Genomic DNA, 17,712 nt, shown 5'->3' with positions numbered 1-17,712 from the left:
AATTCGATCCAACATAGTACACGTTAATGAGCCGTTATCTAATGAAGAAAGCCACACAAGTAAAAGAATCAGCACAAATGAAGGTTCTGGACAGAAACAAGCCAGTGGTTTTGCTAAATTAGCATTTAACGGATTATGTGAAGTATCAATAACAATTCGAAAGTCTTTACCACATAATAAAAACAACTGTTCAGCCGCTTTTATCACGCTCTTCTCTTCGTACACAATCACAAATCCCTTCAGAAGGCTTCAAATCCCTTTCATTTAATTCAAACCTTATTATTAGTCGTTCTAATAATTAAGATAATCACACCTAATTGTTATAAGCCTCAATGATGATTATTCTTCTAATCAATCGATTCGTACTTAAAGGTTAGAAAATGAAGAATACTCTTGTATCACTAACAATCACCGCTTTATCGCTTAGCTCTTTTTCTGCAGCTGCTCAGGTTGCTGAGTTACCAACTGGCCAAGTAGGTAACGTTACTTCAGTAATGAAAGTCCAGCCAGTTCTTCGTATGGGGTATGGCCTTGAGCATGAAAGCCCATTGAGCAACGTGCATCTGCTCTCTGGTGCGCCGTATGCACCAGTGGTTATAGAACTGGATAAGGGGCTGATTGTTTTCAGTACTGGTGATGATGCGGATGAAGGTGCTCAATATCGTCAATATATTCGTGCGAACATCAGTGATAAACCTATCATCGCAGTGTTCTATGACCATAACCATTACACCAAAGGGACGCAAACCCTGCTTGATGGGGATAACGCTGAAATCTACGCTCACCCTGATCTACATAAGATAATTTCTGCACGAACTGGTGATAGTCAATCAAATACTGAGATCCCAGAAATGGCTCCACACCTTCTTGCACGCGCTTCTATACATTACGGAAACCACGCAGATAAGTCTGGATCTGACGCATCTATTGTACCAAGCAACATCAAATTTGGTGCTGAGAACGGCTACTTAGAACCAACTCAAATCCTTGGTCATGGTGAAAGCGTAACTATTGAAGGTCTCGAGATCCAAGCATTTATTCATGATACCGACACAAAAGATACTTTGACCTTCTGGATCCCAGAATACGAGTTGATTGTTGATAACGTCGTTTGGCCTTTCCATAACATGTACACACTTCGGGGCGATGCTTATCGCGCGCCTCACACTTGGTTAGGTGGTCTTCGTGACATCCGTGATCTTGAGCCAGAAATCGTACTCAATGTTGGCGGCGGAGCAAAAGCTTTAGTTGGTAAAGAGAACATACAGCAAACCATTAATGCTGTGCTTGATTCTCAAAGCTATGTTTATGATCAATCTATTCGCCTAACTAACTTAGGTGTTGCTCCTAATCAGATCCATCACCATGTAGAGATGCCAACGACATTTAACGAGCACCCATATGTGAACAATATGTATGGTCAATTTGATACATTCTTTGCTGCATTCCCAGTGCGAAACCACGGTAATTTCTCTGGTCACCCTGATGATCTTCACACCATGGAAAAAGTAGAAAAGGCGCAGCGCCTAATCAAACTATCCGGGGGCGTAGATAAAGTTTATGAAGCTTGGCAAACCGCGATACAAAAGGGTGAAACCATTTGGGCTAAAGAGCTATCAACAATGCTTTACTATAATGCGCCCGATAACGACGTAGCTAGACAAGCACATGCTGATTCTTTGCGAAAGTTAGGTCAAGAATCAGAAGGCCTAATCGCTCGTAATTTCTACATGGCAGGAGTTAAGTCTCTTGAGACAAGTGATTCTGATGTCAGCTTAATGGCTTCACCATCGGCTTCTTGGGTAGCAAGCGATCCGGAAACAGCAATTGATTACCTACGTACGCGATTGAATCCAGCAAAAGCGGCGAACATTAATGGAAAACTAGGCTTTATCGTCGATGGTAAAGAGATGCAGCTTGAGATACGTAACCGTGTCGCAGAGTTCGCTACAACCATTGCTGATGATGCTGAAGTAATCAAGATCTCTGGTGAAAAACTTGGTCAGTACTACGACGGCACTATTGCTTCTTCTGATATTGCTTCTGGGAAGGCTCTAGAGCTTCTTAGCCACTTTGATGAGTACAAGCCTGTAACTATGTACCCACGTAGTTTTACTCACCTACAATAATCTAATTAATTAACCATTTATCAGAGGGTAAGGTATTGCCCTCTTTTTTATCTAGTTGCAACACGAATTCACCACATCTGCTCATATTTTTAGTTGAGGTAATCATGTTTAAGCACATCTTCGCTGGAATTTTATTACTAACTTCAAGTTCTGTTTTTGCTTGTCTTTTTCATGCAAAGCCATCGGATCTTAATACCAATATTCCATCAGGTTCGGACTGGACCGTCTTGAGAGCAATGGAGCAAGAACAGAAACAACAGCTGGAGTCGATTGCAAAGCTAGAAGGAAGCGCTGGGTTCCAACGCGCTACATGGTGGCTAAAGTTGTTGTCTCAAGAGCTAGAAAATCAGGGGATTTCACAGACGTATATCTATCTTGCTGATGTTGGTATGTGGTCCTACTACAATCCATCTGGCACTACCAAGATGTCTATTGAAGTAAACCCAAAGGGAGATTTTACCTACCTAGTTATTACGCAAATCGCGTTATCAAATATCTTGTCAGGAAAAATTAGCTTTAACGAGGCCAAGGAGGCTCGACTGGTGTTTTCCGGCTTACAGCACCTTCACTAAGAACATATTTTAATGAGTTTAGCTTTTACCATCTCACGCATTTCAGCATGATCAGAGTGATGCTTAAATCTCTGATGGTAAAGAATATTTAAAGGAAATTCTAACTCAGCACCAGAAGGGAGATTCATCACCAGTAGCCCCAATTTGTCTGCCCAGCGTTTAGTAACAGATTCCCTAACTAACCCTACATAATCAGTTTGAGCAACTATCATACAAATAGAGTGTGACGAAGACACCTCCATAACGACATCCCTTTCCAAATCTATACCATCTTGGGTCTTAGCTTGGTTTTGAAAGATCGACAATCCATTGAATTTTCTCTTGTATCCGATATGGGACTCTGCAGAAAACTCGGCTCTAGAAATGGTGCTACCCGAAAGTCTTGGGTGTCCTTTTCTACAAATGACTTTAAACTTTTCGGTACAGACTGGCTCGCTAATAAAAGAACGATCATATTGATTAGTAAAATCGATTGCCAAGTCAACCTTCTGCAAGCGAAGATCTGTTAGTAGCTTTTCATGTAGGGTGGGCGGTAGCTTGAAAGTGGTTTTGGGGAGCTCTCGAGTTATTTGCATAAGGTCTTCTGGACAATAAGCAATAAAATGTTGTGTTGTTGAAATGGCATTGTGAATAATATCCATTCCGCGACTACATTCTACGGCCAACTGATCTGCAGCTCGCGTACAACTCATCGTCCGACCAGATTTAACAAACAACTTTTTTTCAAGTGATGTCTCAAGCTTTTTGATGGACTGACTGACAGCTGACTGACTGACTCCCAATACTTCTGCCGCTTCTGTAAAAGACTGGTGTTTATGCACCATTAGAAATATATGAATAAGCTTTAAATCCATAACCAGCCAATAAAAGTGGATTGAATACATCTAACATAGCCCGAATAAACATCTATATCTAGAAAAACCTTATGAGCATGACCATGACCAAATTAGCTATCTAACTTACATTGATATCAGATATAGCTGGCGGTCAGCAGGTGCCTCATAAATGCTTCCTTGAACTCGCAATCGGTTTTATATTTAAGATTCTTGGCCTCAAACAGCATTGATAACTTCCCGCAAGCTGCGTAGCTCAGAAAGAAAACGCCTTTTATTAGCCGTACTACACGTATTCGTAAAACTAAGTCATGAGACAAACCAACCTAGAATATGCTCAATTGATTTTGGCACACTTTGGGGCACTTTCGAGTTACAAAGTGCCACAGGTAAAAATTCTACCTGAGAAACTTTTGGACATAAATGTGTTATAGGCTTTACTAAATTAGTAAATTAAGGATTACTTTTGGTATCGAAAATACCCATATGGCAGGCCAGAAGATCTCACTCCCTGTTAAGGTGAGCAACGCAATACCGAAGCCCACGCATGCCACTTTAAACACTAAACGCAACGCATAGCAAAAATGCCATGCGTTGCGAATCGCTCTTAAACAGATTGATTAGAAATCAGCAATTAGACTCTGATAGACAGGGACTTTAACCCAAAAAGCTCCATCGGATGTTTCAAAAACATCATATATATACCCGTTACTTATCCCTCCATTATGACGCCCATTAACTTTAATGTTGTGTTTATCAAAATAGGCTTTCGCCAAGGTAATAGCTTCAGGTGCATTTCTAGCCTTACTGAAAAACAAAGCAGTTTCTTGAGATTTTCCATCTCCCGTTGTTTTAGAGGAACTTTGAGAAAAAACAGTGGTTATCTTAGCTCCTTTTACAAAGAAATATTCAACAAGATTGTACGTTCGCATGGAAACAGATGGATGGTATATTTTTTTCGTATCAAGAAGTTCGAACACTAAAGCGCTGCATTCTAGAATTTCGGTAACTGATTCTGAATTAATGTCTACACTTTCAAATTTACCCTTACCTAACTTACCGCTTGATACTAATTTATTGTTACCAAAATTTGGATGCACATACTCACAAAGAACCGAATACAAATCGTTTATATTCGACACTTCTTTCTCAAGCACCCCTAATGAGTCATTTATATGTACAGCTTTATGCTCGGAGTTTTCCTTCACTTTTCCTTCACCTAGATAAACTCGGTTAATTGCTTTTTCAGCTCTTTTGAATATTTCATCAATCTTCTTTAGTCCACCCTGATCCTTTAGATTTGAAATCATTTTCTCAATTGCATCCATCAAGTAAGAAATCGCAGCAAGCTGTTCGACAAGTGACCTAGTATTATTTGCAAGTGACAATGGGTTATTTTCATTTATAGCTGCTATGACTGATTTAGCTAACAAATAAAATTTGTAGTCATATAAACCGATACAGAAAGAAGTATGTTCCGCAATGTTGTAGAGCCTCACCGACAAAACATTCAACGGGGGAGATAACTTTTTCGACTTGTTTGTAACTAAACTTGATAGTTCAGAGAAGTTCTCTTCATGATTTTTATAAAAGTCATTACTTTCGTAATGATTGATAAAATCATTAAGTAGGCCTATCGTTTTTGCCTGAATATTTATAGCTGTCATTTAAACTCCATTGATTTCTAGCCGTGTTAAGGTGTGAGCAGCGCTTGGCTATACTTGAGCGAAGCGAAAGCGCCAAGGGTTGCGAATCACTCTTAAATGCTTTGTATGGCGAAAATTTCGCCATAGACCTGTTTTATTCTAGCTTCTACATTTAGCCTGCTATAAACCTCATCGAAGTCCACGTGAAACCTTTCATACAACGTTCCATCAAGATCAGTCATAAGAAATTTGTCCCGAATATCATTGAAGCCATTCATCAATGTTTCGCGCTTAAAGATAAAGTCAAAATAGTGCTTCTTATACTGAGAATGAGTCATTGCGTTTTCGGGCGTAAGTCGTCGATACACTTGGTAGGTTTCTTCAAATCTATTTAATAGGGGGTCAATTGCTAACTGCTTGGTAAAGTAATTAGTAAATGCACCTACCAAGAGCGCACCAGCTTCCAAATGAGTTAAATTTATATCATGTATGTTTAATTGAGTATTCGCACGAGTTTCAACCTCCATAAGGCTATCATTGCAATAGAAACCATCCACTAGCGCTTGATTCATTTTAAGCAAGCGATCAGCATAAATGCTGTTATCAACTCCAAACATTACATAATAAGGACTTCGTCCCAAAATCGACGTCTGTCTGTAAAAGTGAACACCAAAGCAACATGAAAAAACTACCACTAGCCCCATATGCAATCTTTCGTTTATGGCTTGCAGCATTGTCGTTAGTTCCGCCCATGGGACAAGCTCCCCTCCAAGTTCAATTCCTGCGACAGAGCCGTGCACTTCAATAAACAGTAGAAACCCATCATCGCTAGTCGCAGCATTTAGTATTTCGTTGAGATGCTGTAAAAAGTATGACTTGGCGATACAGTTTAAATATCTTACATCCGCATTTGGTTCTTGAGTTAAGATATGTTCCTTGATCTTCGTACCTGTACTCAAGTCATTTTCACGTAAGCACTCGACTACGAACACCTTATTTATATCTTGTTCACCAATCTTCATATCTTACCTTTCAACGCCCGCTTAACTTGCTGCCAACTGCAACGAACTCAAGCAGACCACCGTAATCACAGAAGCCAGCCCGAAGCAAAAATGCCACAGGTTGGCGTTTGTTAGCCAACTTACTAGCAGTGAACTACTGACTCATTTTCAACCACTACAAAATATGCGTTGGCAGGGATAGATTCATAATTCGTACTCCCCTGAGATCCTACAAGTGAGCCTAGTTTTTTACAGCTATAAACAACTTGCCATACACCATCTAGCTTTATAAAGCTCACTCCAAGGTTATCTTCATACACAGTTCTAATTTTGGGGTTCTTTGACTTATGGAACCACCATAAGTAAGGAAAATCTGCGCCACAAAGAGTTTCTCTCAAAGCTTCAAGCTGTAGTTGACGCAGTGATAGTGGTTTTAAAGTGAAATCTAGCTCTCGTACCCAATCAGCATTGACCTGACACTGCCATCCATAATGAATTTCAATGTTCGATAACATGCGCACTTCACCTGTTGGTTGAACTGGAGGAGTCACAAAATATTTTGCTTGAAAACGCCGCGAAGCCAAACGCAGTTCAGTACTTTTAATTTCAAGATATGGTTCAGTCGAATATCGAGCCCAAAGAAAATTCAATTCATCTAACATTGGCAATTATTTCCTTGTTGGCTAACGCTCTAACTTGTGTTGCTCGGATTATGCAAATTTAGGTAAACCTTTTTATTTATGGCCGTTCAGCAGCCTTGAGCCAATCATTCACTCCACTAATCCCAATAGCTAACAGTGTATCTTGCAGTATGACCACACGCTGCAACATAGCTCCACTGTCAGACTCTTCCAGCTCTTCAGCCTGTGCGAATAAACGGGTCAGTAGTTGCGTTAGGCTATTCTTATAATCATGAACATAGGCTTTAGTTCGACGTACGAAATCTAAGTAAATTTCAACAGCTTCCAATGCATACATTGGCTCGTGAACAGAAATCGCGTTCAACCATGTATCAAAACCAAAGATATCATTTCGTTTAGAATCTGTTTCTGATTCAAGCAGGCTGAAATAACGCTGAATTAGCTCAGTTGGTACAGTAAACAATGGTGTAGATTCACGGAAGAGGTTATGAAACTCATGCGCGATGATAATAGCATGCGGATTTCCTGCACTTAATCCAGCTTCCAGTCCCGAAAAACAATGCTCTTTGTGTCTTTGAATATTGTTGTGGTGTGTCCATACACTCGCTGCACCACTCCATGCTTCCGCTGTTTCTACCGCGTTGAGTTCCTCAATAAAAGTAGAAAAGTCTATGTGTTTCAAAAAAGCTGCTAGCGCAGAAATACGCCCCCAAGCCTTATAATCTTTGCCGCAACCTTCACGATAAATCTGAGCTAATCTAGGTGCAATGATTTTGAACTTTTGATGGTATGCGTAATATAAGCATGGTTCAGCTATAGCCCAAAGTCCGTCTGCACTTTCTTTTAACGCAAGATCAAATAGTTCCCAGCCAAGTTCAGGAAAACGAGCCTGTAAGTAAGGCATCCGCCTAAGCATAACTGCACGAATTGCAGGGTGCTTGTCACCAGCATATAGGCGTAATGCAGCTGGTAGTGAGTCAGGCCACTGTACACCACTCGCCTCAAGCTGGTTGGCTAAAATTATCAGTGCTTCTGCTGTGTTTCCTCGTCTCATATTGATGCCAGAAGTAAGTAGATCAAGCGAGTCGCCCGAGATTGTGCTTTCTTCCATTAATGACGCAAAACTCATTGCTAAATATATTAACCGAGCTGCATCTTGAGTTTTTTTGATGATATGTGCACAGTTTTCTATCGCTTTGGATGCTGCGCGGTTGTGGTGCCAGTGATCTTGATGTTGTTCCAAATTCTCGAGAATATTCAGGGCTAACTTTTCTGCGTCGGGTTCCTCTATATATAACCAATTATTACTAGGCTGTAGGCTTCCGTATCGATGCGCTAGATATGTAGTAACTCCCTCCAAGAGATCATCTCGAAAACGTTCAGGGATCTGCTCCCAGTTATCTGTCAGAAAAGCCATGAAACGTGAAGATTGACGAGAGGCTGCTTCACTTAGCTGCCTGCCAACCTCTCTTTCTCCCCCCTCCAGAAAGTCAGTAAATGAATCTCTATCATACCCATTGTAGTGTTCAAGCAGGCATAGCACTCCGTTATTACTTAAATTCAGAAATACCTCAAAAGAGAACGGAGCGCTGACAATTCCTCCTCGCGAGTAGATATATGGTTGTCGAATCAACGGCCATACTAGTTTTTCACATTCATTCAATACGGCTTGTGAATTCGTTGAACGTAAATGGCACGGAATAGCGGTGATTAACAGGGCTTGCTTTTTTATCATCCAAGATCTTGTTTGTGGGTCAGTAGCGTCTTCTTGGTCGATAGTTAGAATGTTTTCTTGTATTGAAACTTGTATTGACGGGGCTAGAAATATATACGCTTTGTATATCAATTCCCCCAGTTCATATGATAAATCAGATGCTAATATTGCTTGCTCACACAGCATACGCCCAATTACATCTATATTTGAGATCGGCTTTTCGGTCAACGCAAGGATAGAAAAGTATCGTAATGAGTCTTCGGTGTTGAAGCAAAGGCGTTCAAGGTTGTTTTGCCACCATGATGTTTGTGAGTTAGCGTGATGTTTAATAGCGGCTTCAATAGAATCCATCAAGAAGCGCTCACCATCTATATGTCTATGGTTGCTCTGTGTATGCGTATCTTCATAAGACGTTTTGTTCAAGAAACTACAATGATATCCACGATGTGAGCTTTTGGTTTGGCTCCATTGTTCAATTGAAGCAACAGCCAAATCGAGCAAAATAGTGGAGTTCCGCATTCTTTCTGCTAGAAATTTATCATTGCGATCACCAAACTCATATGGTTGACAATTCAATTTGTTGCTAAAGCCATAGGAAAGTGCATCTTCCTCGCTTACCTCGCCTGCGATATAGCTCCATAAAACGGTATCGTCCACTAGGCCGCTTTTTAAGAAGAGAGCAAGCGAATGGCCAAGAAAACTGTGGTCATGCCTTGGTAAATTGAGTAACTGGAGGAGTAAAGGTACATAAAAGTTCAAATTATCTGCACGTATTTGCGCTAATTCGTGTGCCATTGAATCGACTAACTGGATTTTATTTTCCAATTCCAGTGACAACATTTCTGTCCAGTATGTGGAAACCCCTGCTGGATCTTCATTTTTCCATAACGATATACGGTGTACATGAGCTGTGAGCCCTTCAATATTGCAGGTGTCTTTTAGTATAGGTACTAAATGCTTCATCCAGAGGTGGTGCCACTCCACTCGTCGAGCCCTATTATAGATAACCAGAAACACCTCTCGATGTTGGTTACGCAGATCGCGTAGTAGCATCCAGTCATCATCTTGAGGAACTTGCTCTGCAAATGTTTCTGCTACGAGCCGTCGGATATGGAAAGCACTATTACCTGTTAAAACAGTACGTAATTGCGCTCTAAACTTGCGTCGTTCACCTACTGCTAATTGTTCAACAAAGCTTCTAATGCTGGGGCGAACAAAAGGTACTGGTGATAAATTTTGAATGAATTCGTTTAGAGTTACTGATTGCCTGATAGCTCCGCTAATTACTAAGACATCTAACAAAGTTTGGTGGCCAAATGTCAAGTTCCCATCCTGTGTTTTATGTAATACGCCAGTACTAAGGAGTATTCTTTGAACTTCTTGGGACGCTACAAATCGCTGATGTGGCACAACAAGGCTGCGTGATTTCAGCATATTGGAGGCGATGGATTCTATGGCTTGCATAGCAGTGTCTCCAAGAAACCTGTTAGCTTCTATAGTAGTTGCTAGGTATCGCTGAGCTAAAGCTTGGCTGGTTACAACATTGAAGCTGCCTTCTTGTTGCGCCAATTCAACAAATAAAGCTAGCTCACGAGGGTTTCGTATCAGTTCGCGAGTTGTTGAATCGGTGTTCGATGCGTCTATACCGATTTTGACGAGGATTGGTTCAATTTCACTATGCCAGTCTAATGGTTCGCAAATAATCTTCTCTTCCCAACTTCGTTGGGCAATGCGTCTATCATAATTACTATCAAACTCTCGGCAGGCAGTGACAACGGTAATGTTGGGAACCAAAAGTAAACGATCTATTTGGGCGAGAAAATACGTCAATACACTGTGCTCTCTAGCAATAGAAAGTACATCCAACGAGTCTATCATTACAACCACATGTGCATCTTCTGCCAAGCGAGCCGCCCTTTCTACCCACTGTGCAGGCAATCCTTGTGCCTGACGTTCTTGCTCTGTGTCAATGTCAGCAAATTCTCGCGATTGAATAAATAACGGTAGTAAGTTAGTACAATTTTGGGCTACTTGTTCTAGCTCCTCCTGTACAGCTAGCATCACACAAGTCTTACCTGAACCTGGCGCTCCAGTAAGCAAAATTGAACGATACTTTGCTTTAATGCCTTCTATAAGTTTCTTAGCAGCAGAGTTTGCAATATGTTCGTTACCAATATCTCTACGCCATGAGCGACCAATGGCTGAAGTGTTATTGAATGACGTACGGATCTCCCTGATATCCATGGGGGGAGTAAGTAATGATCCCGCATCACTCAATAAGAATTTCAGATCGCCTTTTGTCAATCTATGCTGTGTCGCTGTATTCTGACCACCGCTGTTCTCTCGCATACTGAGTTGACCAAGACGAGTCCATAAAGAGCTGTACGCTGCTGAATAGTTACTTACAATATTACGTAATCTTTCTTGCAGCAGTATATCCATTCGATCCAGTTCAGGGCTTATTTCAAATTTCGTGCGTTGCAAAAAATCATAAGTAGAAAGATTTGAGCCTTGCTCGGAGAGCAGACTAACTAGTTTGGAATCTGTTTCTCGATTGGCTTTACCTAAGTCTGCTCGGTAGGTTGCTTCATCAGGATAGTTGGAACTGAATTCTTTCAGTGTAGCGAGATCACCAAAGGCGCTACGCGAATAAAAGCGAACTAGTGTTTGGGGATCGTTTATCAACACATTGACTGCTTTTCGCAGTTCATCTTCGAGATCAGAAAAAGACCAAGCTTTATGTTGTGACTGGTTCTTTTTACACTGACAGCATATTTTGGTGCCGTCGGCTTTACCAATAACAACGTCGTCCACCGACCAGATTACAGAGTCAATTTCAAGCCACTGATAGTCTGAGTCTGAAAGAACTGTTAAAGCCCAATCAAAAGCTACCAATGTCTGGTAACCATCCCCGCGATTTGACTGAATTCCTGCTTTGCTCATTTATTTACTCTGGATAGTAACCAACTTAATAGACATATAGATGCACAATACAATCATTAGGAAAATTTAGTCAAATAAGAAACAGCAGAATTGTTACGAGCAACAACTCTAAACGGGAAAGGGGCAGAAATGAGTTAGCTCTGATTAAGGCCTGAAATGGGCAATATCAGATTATGTTTTGATCCATCCATTTTATTCTTTCGCTACTCTTTCTTTTTTGAATTTTCCACTCACGCCCCAGCTCAACCATTCGCTCCTCGTAATGACCATTCGTCGCATTGATAAAACTGCATGACAAATTCTAGTTAACCTTTCAACGTCAACATTTGAAAGGGATTAGAAATCATGACTACTTCACACTCATTTAATTCAAGCTCTACCACTTCTTTGCTTAAGCGTTCATTTTTGATTGCACTTGTTTCATTGGCACCTACTTTGGCGCAGGCCAACCCAAGTTCAGACGTGCTCGATATCTATAACCAAGCCGCGCAAGGCAATGAAGACTTGGTGGAAGTGGCTTACGAACGCCTGAACGACACGCTACAACAAGATGGTGCTACGCCACTGACCTTGGTTTACCTAGGCAGCACAGAAACCCTGATGGGGCGTGATGCGTTTTTACCATGGAACAAGATGAAGTATGTGGAGAAGGGCTTATCAACCATTGATAAATCACTGGTGCTGCTTAAAGACGAAGACCAACCGATTCATGAGCAACCTCTTGTTCAAGGGTTGCCGGATTCTTACTTAACTCGCGCCATGGCTGCGGTGACTTACACCTCTCTGCCAGACATGTTTAACCACTTTGACCGTGGTTATGACCTGTTCCTCTCGTTACTCGCGGAAGATGATTTCCAGCAACAACATTTCGCAGCGACATCCTGGATTTACCGTTACGCCATTACCGCATCGCTTCGTGCTGAAGACTTCAAACAAGCACAAGTGTGGCTTGAAAAAATGGAAACTGCTGATGCTGGCAATATCGAAACTATGACTGCGAAGGCGCTCATTGCAAATGCTAAATAACGGTTTACTAAATCTCATTAACGAGCTGGTCTTCAGAGGACAATGAAATGATCGAATTTAACAGTATCGGCAAAGCGTATGTGACTGGTGGTCAAAGCGTAGATGCACTCAAGGGCGTTGATGGTCAGATCCAACGCGGTGAAATGGTGGCGCTATGTGGGCCGTCGGGTTCAGGAAAAAGCACACTTTTGAATATTCTTGGTTTATTGGATATGGATTATCGAGGGCAGATTAATATTGATGACCAACCGTATCCGACAGAGCAAATCGCCGCTGCACGTTTTCGTCGTCAGTCGCTGGGTTTTGTGTTTCAGCGATTCAATCTGGTTCCTGTGATGACTGCGCTTGAGAATGTCGCTTACCCATTGATGTTGAACCAATGCTCTAAGCAAGAACAGCAGAGCAGAGCGCAAGACATGTTAGAGCGTGTTGGGCTAGGGGATTACGTTAATCATCGTCCAGACAATTTGTCTGGAGGTCAGCAACAACGTGTCGCGATTGCCAGAGCACTGATCCACAACCCAAGCTTAGTGATTGCCGATGAGCCGACCGCGAGCTTAGATAGCCACACTGCGAACCTTGTGATCGACATTATGAAAGAGCTTGGTCACGAAATGAGTACGACTTTTATCGTCGCAACGCACGACCCAAGAATGGCGCAGCGTTGTGACCGAGTGATTGAACTTATCGACGGACAATTGGCTCCACAAGCCACAGCAACAGAGACGATCTCATGGGCAAGTTAACACAAAGAATGAGCACGTTTTTACTTCCAACTTCGGTGCGTTTGGCGTGGCTTAATCTATTAAGAAATGGTCGACGTAGTTTGTTGTCGGTGTTGATCATCGCCATTGCGGTATTTGCACTGACCAGTGCTGGTGGTTATGGGCTTTACACCTATGAGTCACTGAGAGAATCGACTGCGCGTGATACTGGCCACCTTACTTTGAGTACGCCAGGTTATTTTGAACAAGATGAAGACATGCCGCTGAGCAATGGTCTGGATAACGTACAAACGCTAACCAAGAGCATTATCGGTGATAGTGACGTGCGTGGTGTGCAGCCGCGAGTCTATTTCAGTGGTTTGGTGTCTAACGGCAGTAAGTCGACCATCTTTATGGGAACGGGTGTCAATGAGCGTGAGTTCGACATGAAAGGCCCTTTCCTTGATGTGTGCAGCGGGCAAACCCTGTCGGATGTGAAATCCCCAAGATACGATAGCCAAGAGCCACAAGTGATGCTGGGTACTGACTTGGCTCGTAATCTTAAAGTTGCGGTAGGAGATTGGGTGACTCTGCTCGCTACAACAAGTGACGGTGCTTTGAACGCTTTTGATTTTAAGGTGCAGGGCATCTACTCGACAGGCGTGCCAGAGTTGGATAAGCGTCAGCTGTATGTTCATATCACTGCCGCTCAAGAGCTTTTGGCCTCAGACAAAGTCAGTACCTTATCGGTGTTCCTATTTGAAACAAGCAAGACCTCGACCGTTCAACAACGTATCCAAACTGCTTTAGATCGAAATAGCGCTAGCCAAAGCGAACAAGGATCAGAGATCGAGATCACTCTATGGCAAGATCGCGCGTTTTTCTATACCAAGGTTAAAGATCTTTACGACCGGATCTTCGGCATCATGGGTGCAGTGATGGCGTTGGTAGTGTTTGTGTCGTTGTTTAACACCATGACCATGTCGGTGACCGAACGCACTCGTGAAATTGGCACCTTGTCAGCACTCGGCAGTTACCCTTCTGAAATCGTGGCGGGTTTCTTAAAAGAGGCGGGACTACTGGCGGTGATTGGTAGCATGATTGGCGCGCTAGTGAGTGGTTTAGTGTCGGTGTTATTGCTGGTGGTTGATATACAAATGCCACCACCTCCGGGTCGAACCGAAGGTTATCCACTCAACATTTACTTCTCATTGGAACTGGTTGGTTACGCCACTTTAGGTGTGCTGACGATATGTTTGCTGGCTGCTTATTTCTCTGCTCGCAAAGGCGTGAATAAGCCAATCACGGAGGCACTCGTTTATGTGTAAATTAACTCGTTCATTCAATATCTTGGCTTGCGCGTTGGGCTCTGTTTTGGCTCTGGTTCTAGCATCGACACCAAGCTGGGCTGTCGATTCACAACAAGTCACTGAGATGATTGCCAAAGCGGATAGCTATCGCTTGAACAGCGAACAGGCGTCTAAGGTAGTGTCTTTGGTGGCGCTATATCAAGACGAGCAATTGGATAAAACGCGAGAATACAATGTCTACACAAGGCCAAATCGAGAGTCATTAGTCGTCTTTAAATCAGCTGTTGAGGCAGGTCAAAAGATGCTGATGATTGAAGATAATTATTGGTTACTGATGCCGAAATCGCGCCGCCCAATTCGTATCACACCAATGCAAAAGCTATTAGGTGAAGCGTCGGTTGGCGATATCTCGACGCTGACTTGGAGCGAAGATTACCAAGGCGAGTGGGTTGCCGATCAGCAGGTTGAGATGCCCAATGGTGAACAGCTCGATACCCATCACCTAAAGCTCGCGGCGAAAACTAAGGGTGCCAGCTATCAATCGATTGATCTGTGGTTAACGGCAGACCGAGCGTTTCCAGTTAAAGCGGATCTGTATCTGCGTTCAGGAAAGCTGGCAAAACAAGCTTGGTTTACTGAGGGCGTGCGTGATGGTTTACCCACAGTGGTGTCGATGACCTTGCTCGATAAGATTCAACCAAGCAAGAAAACCGTGATTGAGTACCGCAAAGTGATTGAACAAAGCTTGGAAGACAAATATTACAACCCTGCTTATTTATCGCGTAACAGTGTTTCTGGTCTGTAGGTGGACGTCATGAAAGCGCCCAATCGCCGATTCCACATAAAGTCTTCAATCACTACTTTGCTTGCTTTGTCTTGTGTGAGTAACACGATTCAAGCAGACGATCTGAGCTTGGCCTGGGATTGGCAACTGAGCGCTGAGTCGGTTGAATCGCGAGAATCGCCATTCAGTCCTTTAGCATCAGATAATCGTCAGTCACTCAATGGTTTGCTGGATCTAGAGGTTGGCTATGGCAATTGGCTTGGCCTGTTTGCCGTGAAAGCCAACGATATTCTAAGCAACAACCCTCAACAACAAGACGCGAGCTTTGAGTCTGAATTCATTGTGCGTGAGTTGTTTTGGCAAGGTGGTGTTGAGATGTCGAATTCAGTAATCGGTGACCACTATCTTGATGTGACGCTTGGTAAGGTTCGTTTGGATTGGGGGGTGGGTTATGGCTATCGGCCTTTAGACATCATCAAACCTTATCGCCAAAATCCTGTGGGTATTGTGGCTGAAGAAGGGGCGGGAGTCGCCTCGGCGTCACTGTTCGATATGACGGGCGAGTGGACATTGCTTTACAGTGATTCGTCATGGACTTCCCAAGATGTAAATGAATTCGAAAAGCAGAATCAGCAACAAGGGCTTGGGATACGTCGTTATAACTTAGTGGGCGATCACGAATATCAATGGGTCGCTTATTACGATGATGTACGCCACGGCTTGCTCGGGGCTAGTTTGGTTTCGGTATTAAACCTCGCGTGGGAGTTTCACGGTTCTGTGGTTTATCAGCGACAAAGCCTAGGCTACAGTCAGCCGAGCTCAATGCTTAAACCGGTTTATCTAGAAGAGCAGGGCGAGGCTTATCAAGCGTTGGCAGGACTAACATGGGCCAATGACTCGGGGCACAATGTGGTTCTGGAATATTGGTTTGATAGCCGAGCTTGGAGTAACTCTGAATGGCAAAGTGCGATAGAAAGTGCAGTGTCTTTGTCGGTTAATCCGATGACAGCTTCGTTGGCAGGTTCTTATGCGCAAGGCTATCAGCACGCCAATTTAGTTCAACACAACATCATGTTTCACTGGTCTATGGATTCGACACATGGCTGGCTTGAAGATATCACGCCGACATTCGACGTCATGTTATCTCCACAAGACGGCGGCTTTATTGCAACGCAGTGGCTCAACTATCAGGCTTTAGATAATGGTAATTCATCGTTGGATTTGGAACTTGCTGCACGCTTTCTAGAAGGTAAAAGTGATTCTGCTTACGCCAACTTACCTGATAGTCATATGATTCTCTTAAATATCAAAGGACGATTTTAATGAACACTTCTTCAAACAGTCGGTTTTCATGGATTAAAAGCTTCGCGTTCACCACGCTATTTTGTGTTCTTATTGCGATTACAACCCATACGATTTGGGGCGGTGGATTAACGGTTAACCTGGCAATCAGTTTTGGCTTTGGCTACAGCGCGGTGGGTTCTTCTTTCATGTTGGTTAAGTTGTTCAAGAGAACATCCCGAACGCTTGAAGTGGGGATCTCAATGATGTTCGCGATGACGGTTGGTACCTTGAATGCGCACTACTGGTTGAACGGATATTTCGGGGCCAATATCTCGGACCTTAAATCTGTGGTGTTGCTCGGTGTGATTTTCTGTTCGGTTTGCTATTACTATTTCTACACCCGAGAGCAACAGTTACGTGCCGACAACGAATTGGAAGTAGCCAAACGTCGTCAGGCCGATCAAGAAAAGGTGGTGGTGCTAAGCCAGCTTAAGCAATTGCAAAGCCAAATTGAACCGCACTTCTTGTTCAACACACTTGCGACCATCAATGTATTGATTGAGAGTGACAGCTCGAAAGCCAAGTTGATGCTCGAAAAACTGACTAACTTGTTGCGTGTGACTTTGAAAAACAGCCGTACTGAGCAATCGACCATCGCACAAGAGGTCGACTTGTTAGACGCATATCTTAATATCCAAAAGATACGTTTGGGTGAGCGTTTAGCGTTTTCTATTGAAACACACGAGATTAGCTATTTGCAGGTGATTCCCCCGTTCTTGATTCAACCTTTAGTCGAAAATGCACTCACGCACGGCATCGAGCCCAAAGCCGCAGGTGGTAAAGTGAATATCTGCATTACTCAACAAGCACAGCTGCTAAAAATCGAAGTTTCAGACAATGGCGCTGGGCTAAAAACGCCTTCTGCGAATACGGGGCACGGTGTTGGGTTGAGCAATATTCGTCAGCGAATAGAAACTCTTTACGGTGAGAAAGCTAGCCTGACGATCACTAAGCAAGCTGAGGGTGGGGTGGTATCGACGATCTTATTACCGCTCATAAGCGAAACTGGCTCCGAGAGCGATGAGCCGAAACTCTAAGAACAGCAACTAAAAACAGACGATTTAC

General features: G+C 42.9%; 13 protein-coding genes. 8 read left to right on the top strand and 5 right to left on the bottom strand.

Features of this window, described 5'->3' with window-relative positions; all coding sequences use genetic code 11:
* Positions 1-380 precede the first annotated feature (380 nt).
* Together SJY39_RS15070 and SJY39_RS15065 are read left to right on the top strand one after the other, a co-directional pair.
* Positions 381-2,129 (top strand): alkyl sulfatase dimerization domain-containing protein, encoded by a 1,749-nt coding sequence (locus SJY39_RS15070; protein WP_372042771.1) that lies wholly within the window; start codon positions 381-383, stop codon positions 2,127-2,129.
* Between the two features lie 104 nt (positions 2,130-2,233).
* Positions 2,234-2,701 carry a hypothetical protein gene (locus SJY39_RS15065; protein WP_372042770.1) on the top strand — a complete coding sequence of 156 codons (468 nt, stop codon included), beginning with the start codon at positions 2,234-2,236 and terminating at the stop codon, positions 2,699-2,701.
* Here the strand turns inward: SJY39_RS15065 and SJY39_RS15060 are convergent.
* The 5 genes from SJY39_RS15060 to SJY39_RS15040 form a co-directional block, all read right to left on the bottom strand.
* Positions 2,698-3,555 carry a LysR family transcriptional regulator gene (locus SJY39_RS15060; protein ID WP_372042769.1) on the bottom strand — a complete coding sequence of 286 codons (858 nt, stop codon included), beginning with the start codon at positions 3,553-3,555 and terminating at the stop codon, positions 2,698-2,700. The genes SJY39_RS15065 and SJY39_RS15060 overlap by 4 nt on opposite strands.
* 599 nt (positions 3,556-4,154) lie before the next feature.
* Positions 4,155-5,201, bottom strand: a complete 1,047-nt coding sequence (locus SJY39_RS15055) for a hypothetical protein (protein WP_102332565.1) — start codon at positions 5,199-5,201, stop codon at positions 4,155-4,157.
* Between the two features lie 92 nt (positions 5,202-5,293).
* Positions 5,294-6,202, bottom strand: a complete 909-nt coding sequence (locus tag SJY39_RS15050; protein ID WP_102332564.1) for a hypothetical protein — start codon at positions 6,200-6,202, stop codon at positions 5,294-5,296.
* 122 nt (positions 6,203-6,324) lie between these two features.
* Positions 6,325-6,843 carry a hypothetical protein gene (locus tag SJY39_RS15045; RefSeq protein ID WP_102332563.1) on the bottom strand — a complete coding sequence of 173 codons (519 nt, stop codon included), beginning with the start codon at positions 6,841-6,843 and terminating at the stop codon, positions 6,325-6,327.
* A 76-nt stretch (positions 6,844-6,919) separates the two neighbouring features.
* Positions 6,920-11,479, bottom strand: a complete 4,560-nt coding sequence (locus tag SJY39_RS15040; protein ID WP_102332562.1) for an AAA family ATPase — start codon at positions 11,477-11,479, stop codon at positions 6,920-6,922.
* A gap of 345 nt (positions 11,480-11,824) precedes the next feature.
* Between SJY39_RS15040 and SJY39_RS15035 the strand changes: the two genes are divergently transcribed.
* From SJY39_RS15035 to SJY39_RS15010, 6 genes are read left to right on the top strand one after another with little or no spacing between them, the layout of a single operon-like run.
* Positions 11,825-12,505, top strand: coding sequence for a hypothetical protein (locus tag SJY39_RS15035; RefSeq protein ID WP_016792761.1), 681 nt, complete (start codon positions 11,825-11,827; stop codon positions 12,503-12,505).
* 47 nt (positions 12,506-12,552) lie between these two features.
* The gene (locus SJY39_RS15030) at positions 12,553-13,251 is read left to right on the top strand and encodes an ABC transporter ATP-binding protein (RefSeq protein ID WP_016795438.1); all 699 of its coding nucleotides are present in this window, start codon (positions 12,553-12,555) and stop codon (positions 13,249-13,251) included.
* On the top strand, positions 13,239-14,537 hold the full coding sequence (locus SJY39_RS15025) for an ABC transporter permease (RefSeq protein WP_372264078.1): 1,299 nt from the start codon (positions 13,239-13,241) through the stop codon (positions 14,535-14,537). Before SJY39_RS15030 ends, SJY39_RS15025 begins: the two co-directional genes overlap by 13 nt.
* The gene (locus tag SJY39_RS15020) at positions 14,530-15,324 is read left to right on the top strand and encodes an outer membrane lipoprotein-sorting protein (RefSeq protein ID WP_016795440.1); all 795 of its coding nucleotides are present in this window, start codon (positions 14,530-14,532) and stop codon (positions 15,322-15,324) included. Before SJY39_RS15025 ends, SJY39_RS15020 begins: the two co-directional genes overlap by 8 nt.
* A gap of 9 nt (positions 15,325-15,333) precedes the next feature.
* Positions 15,334-16,626: a hypothetical protein gene (locus tag SJY39_RS15015; protein ID WP_016766877.1), complete on the top strand. Its 1,293-nt coding sequence runs from the start codon at positions 15,334-15,336 to the stop codon at positions 16,624-16,626.
* Complete coding sequence (locus tag SJY39_RS15010; protein WP_372264075.1) at positions 16,626-17,684, top strand: sensor histidine kinase; 1,059 nt, start codon at positions 16,626-16,628, stop codon at positions 17,682-17,684. Before SJY39_RS15015 ends, SJY39_RS15010 begins: the two co-directional genes overlap by 1 nt.
* Positions 17,685-17,712: the final 28 nt, after the last annotated feature.

Origin of the sequence: Vibrio sp. R78045 (genome assembly GCF_042466085.1) — a bacterium.
Lineage (GTDB): Bacteria > Pseudomonadota > Gammaproteobacteria > Enterobacterales > Vibrionaceae > Vibrio > Vibrio cyclitrophicus.
The sequence above is the reverse complement of the archived record's forward strand: the minus strand, read 5'-3'. Positions and strand labels throughout refer to the sequence as shown.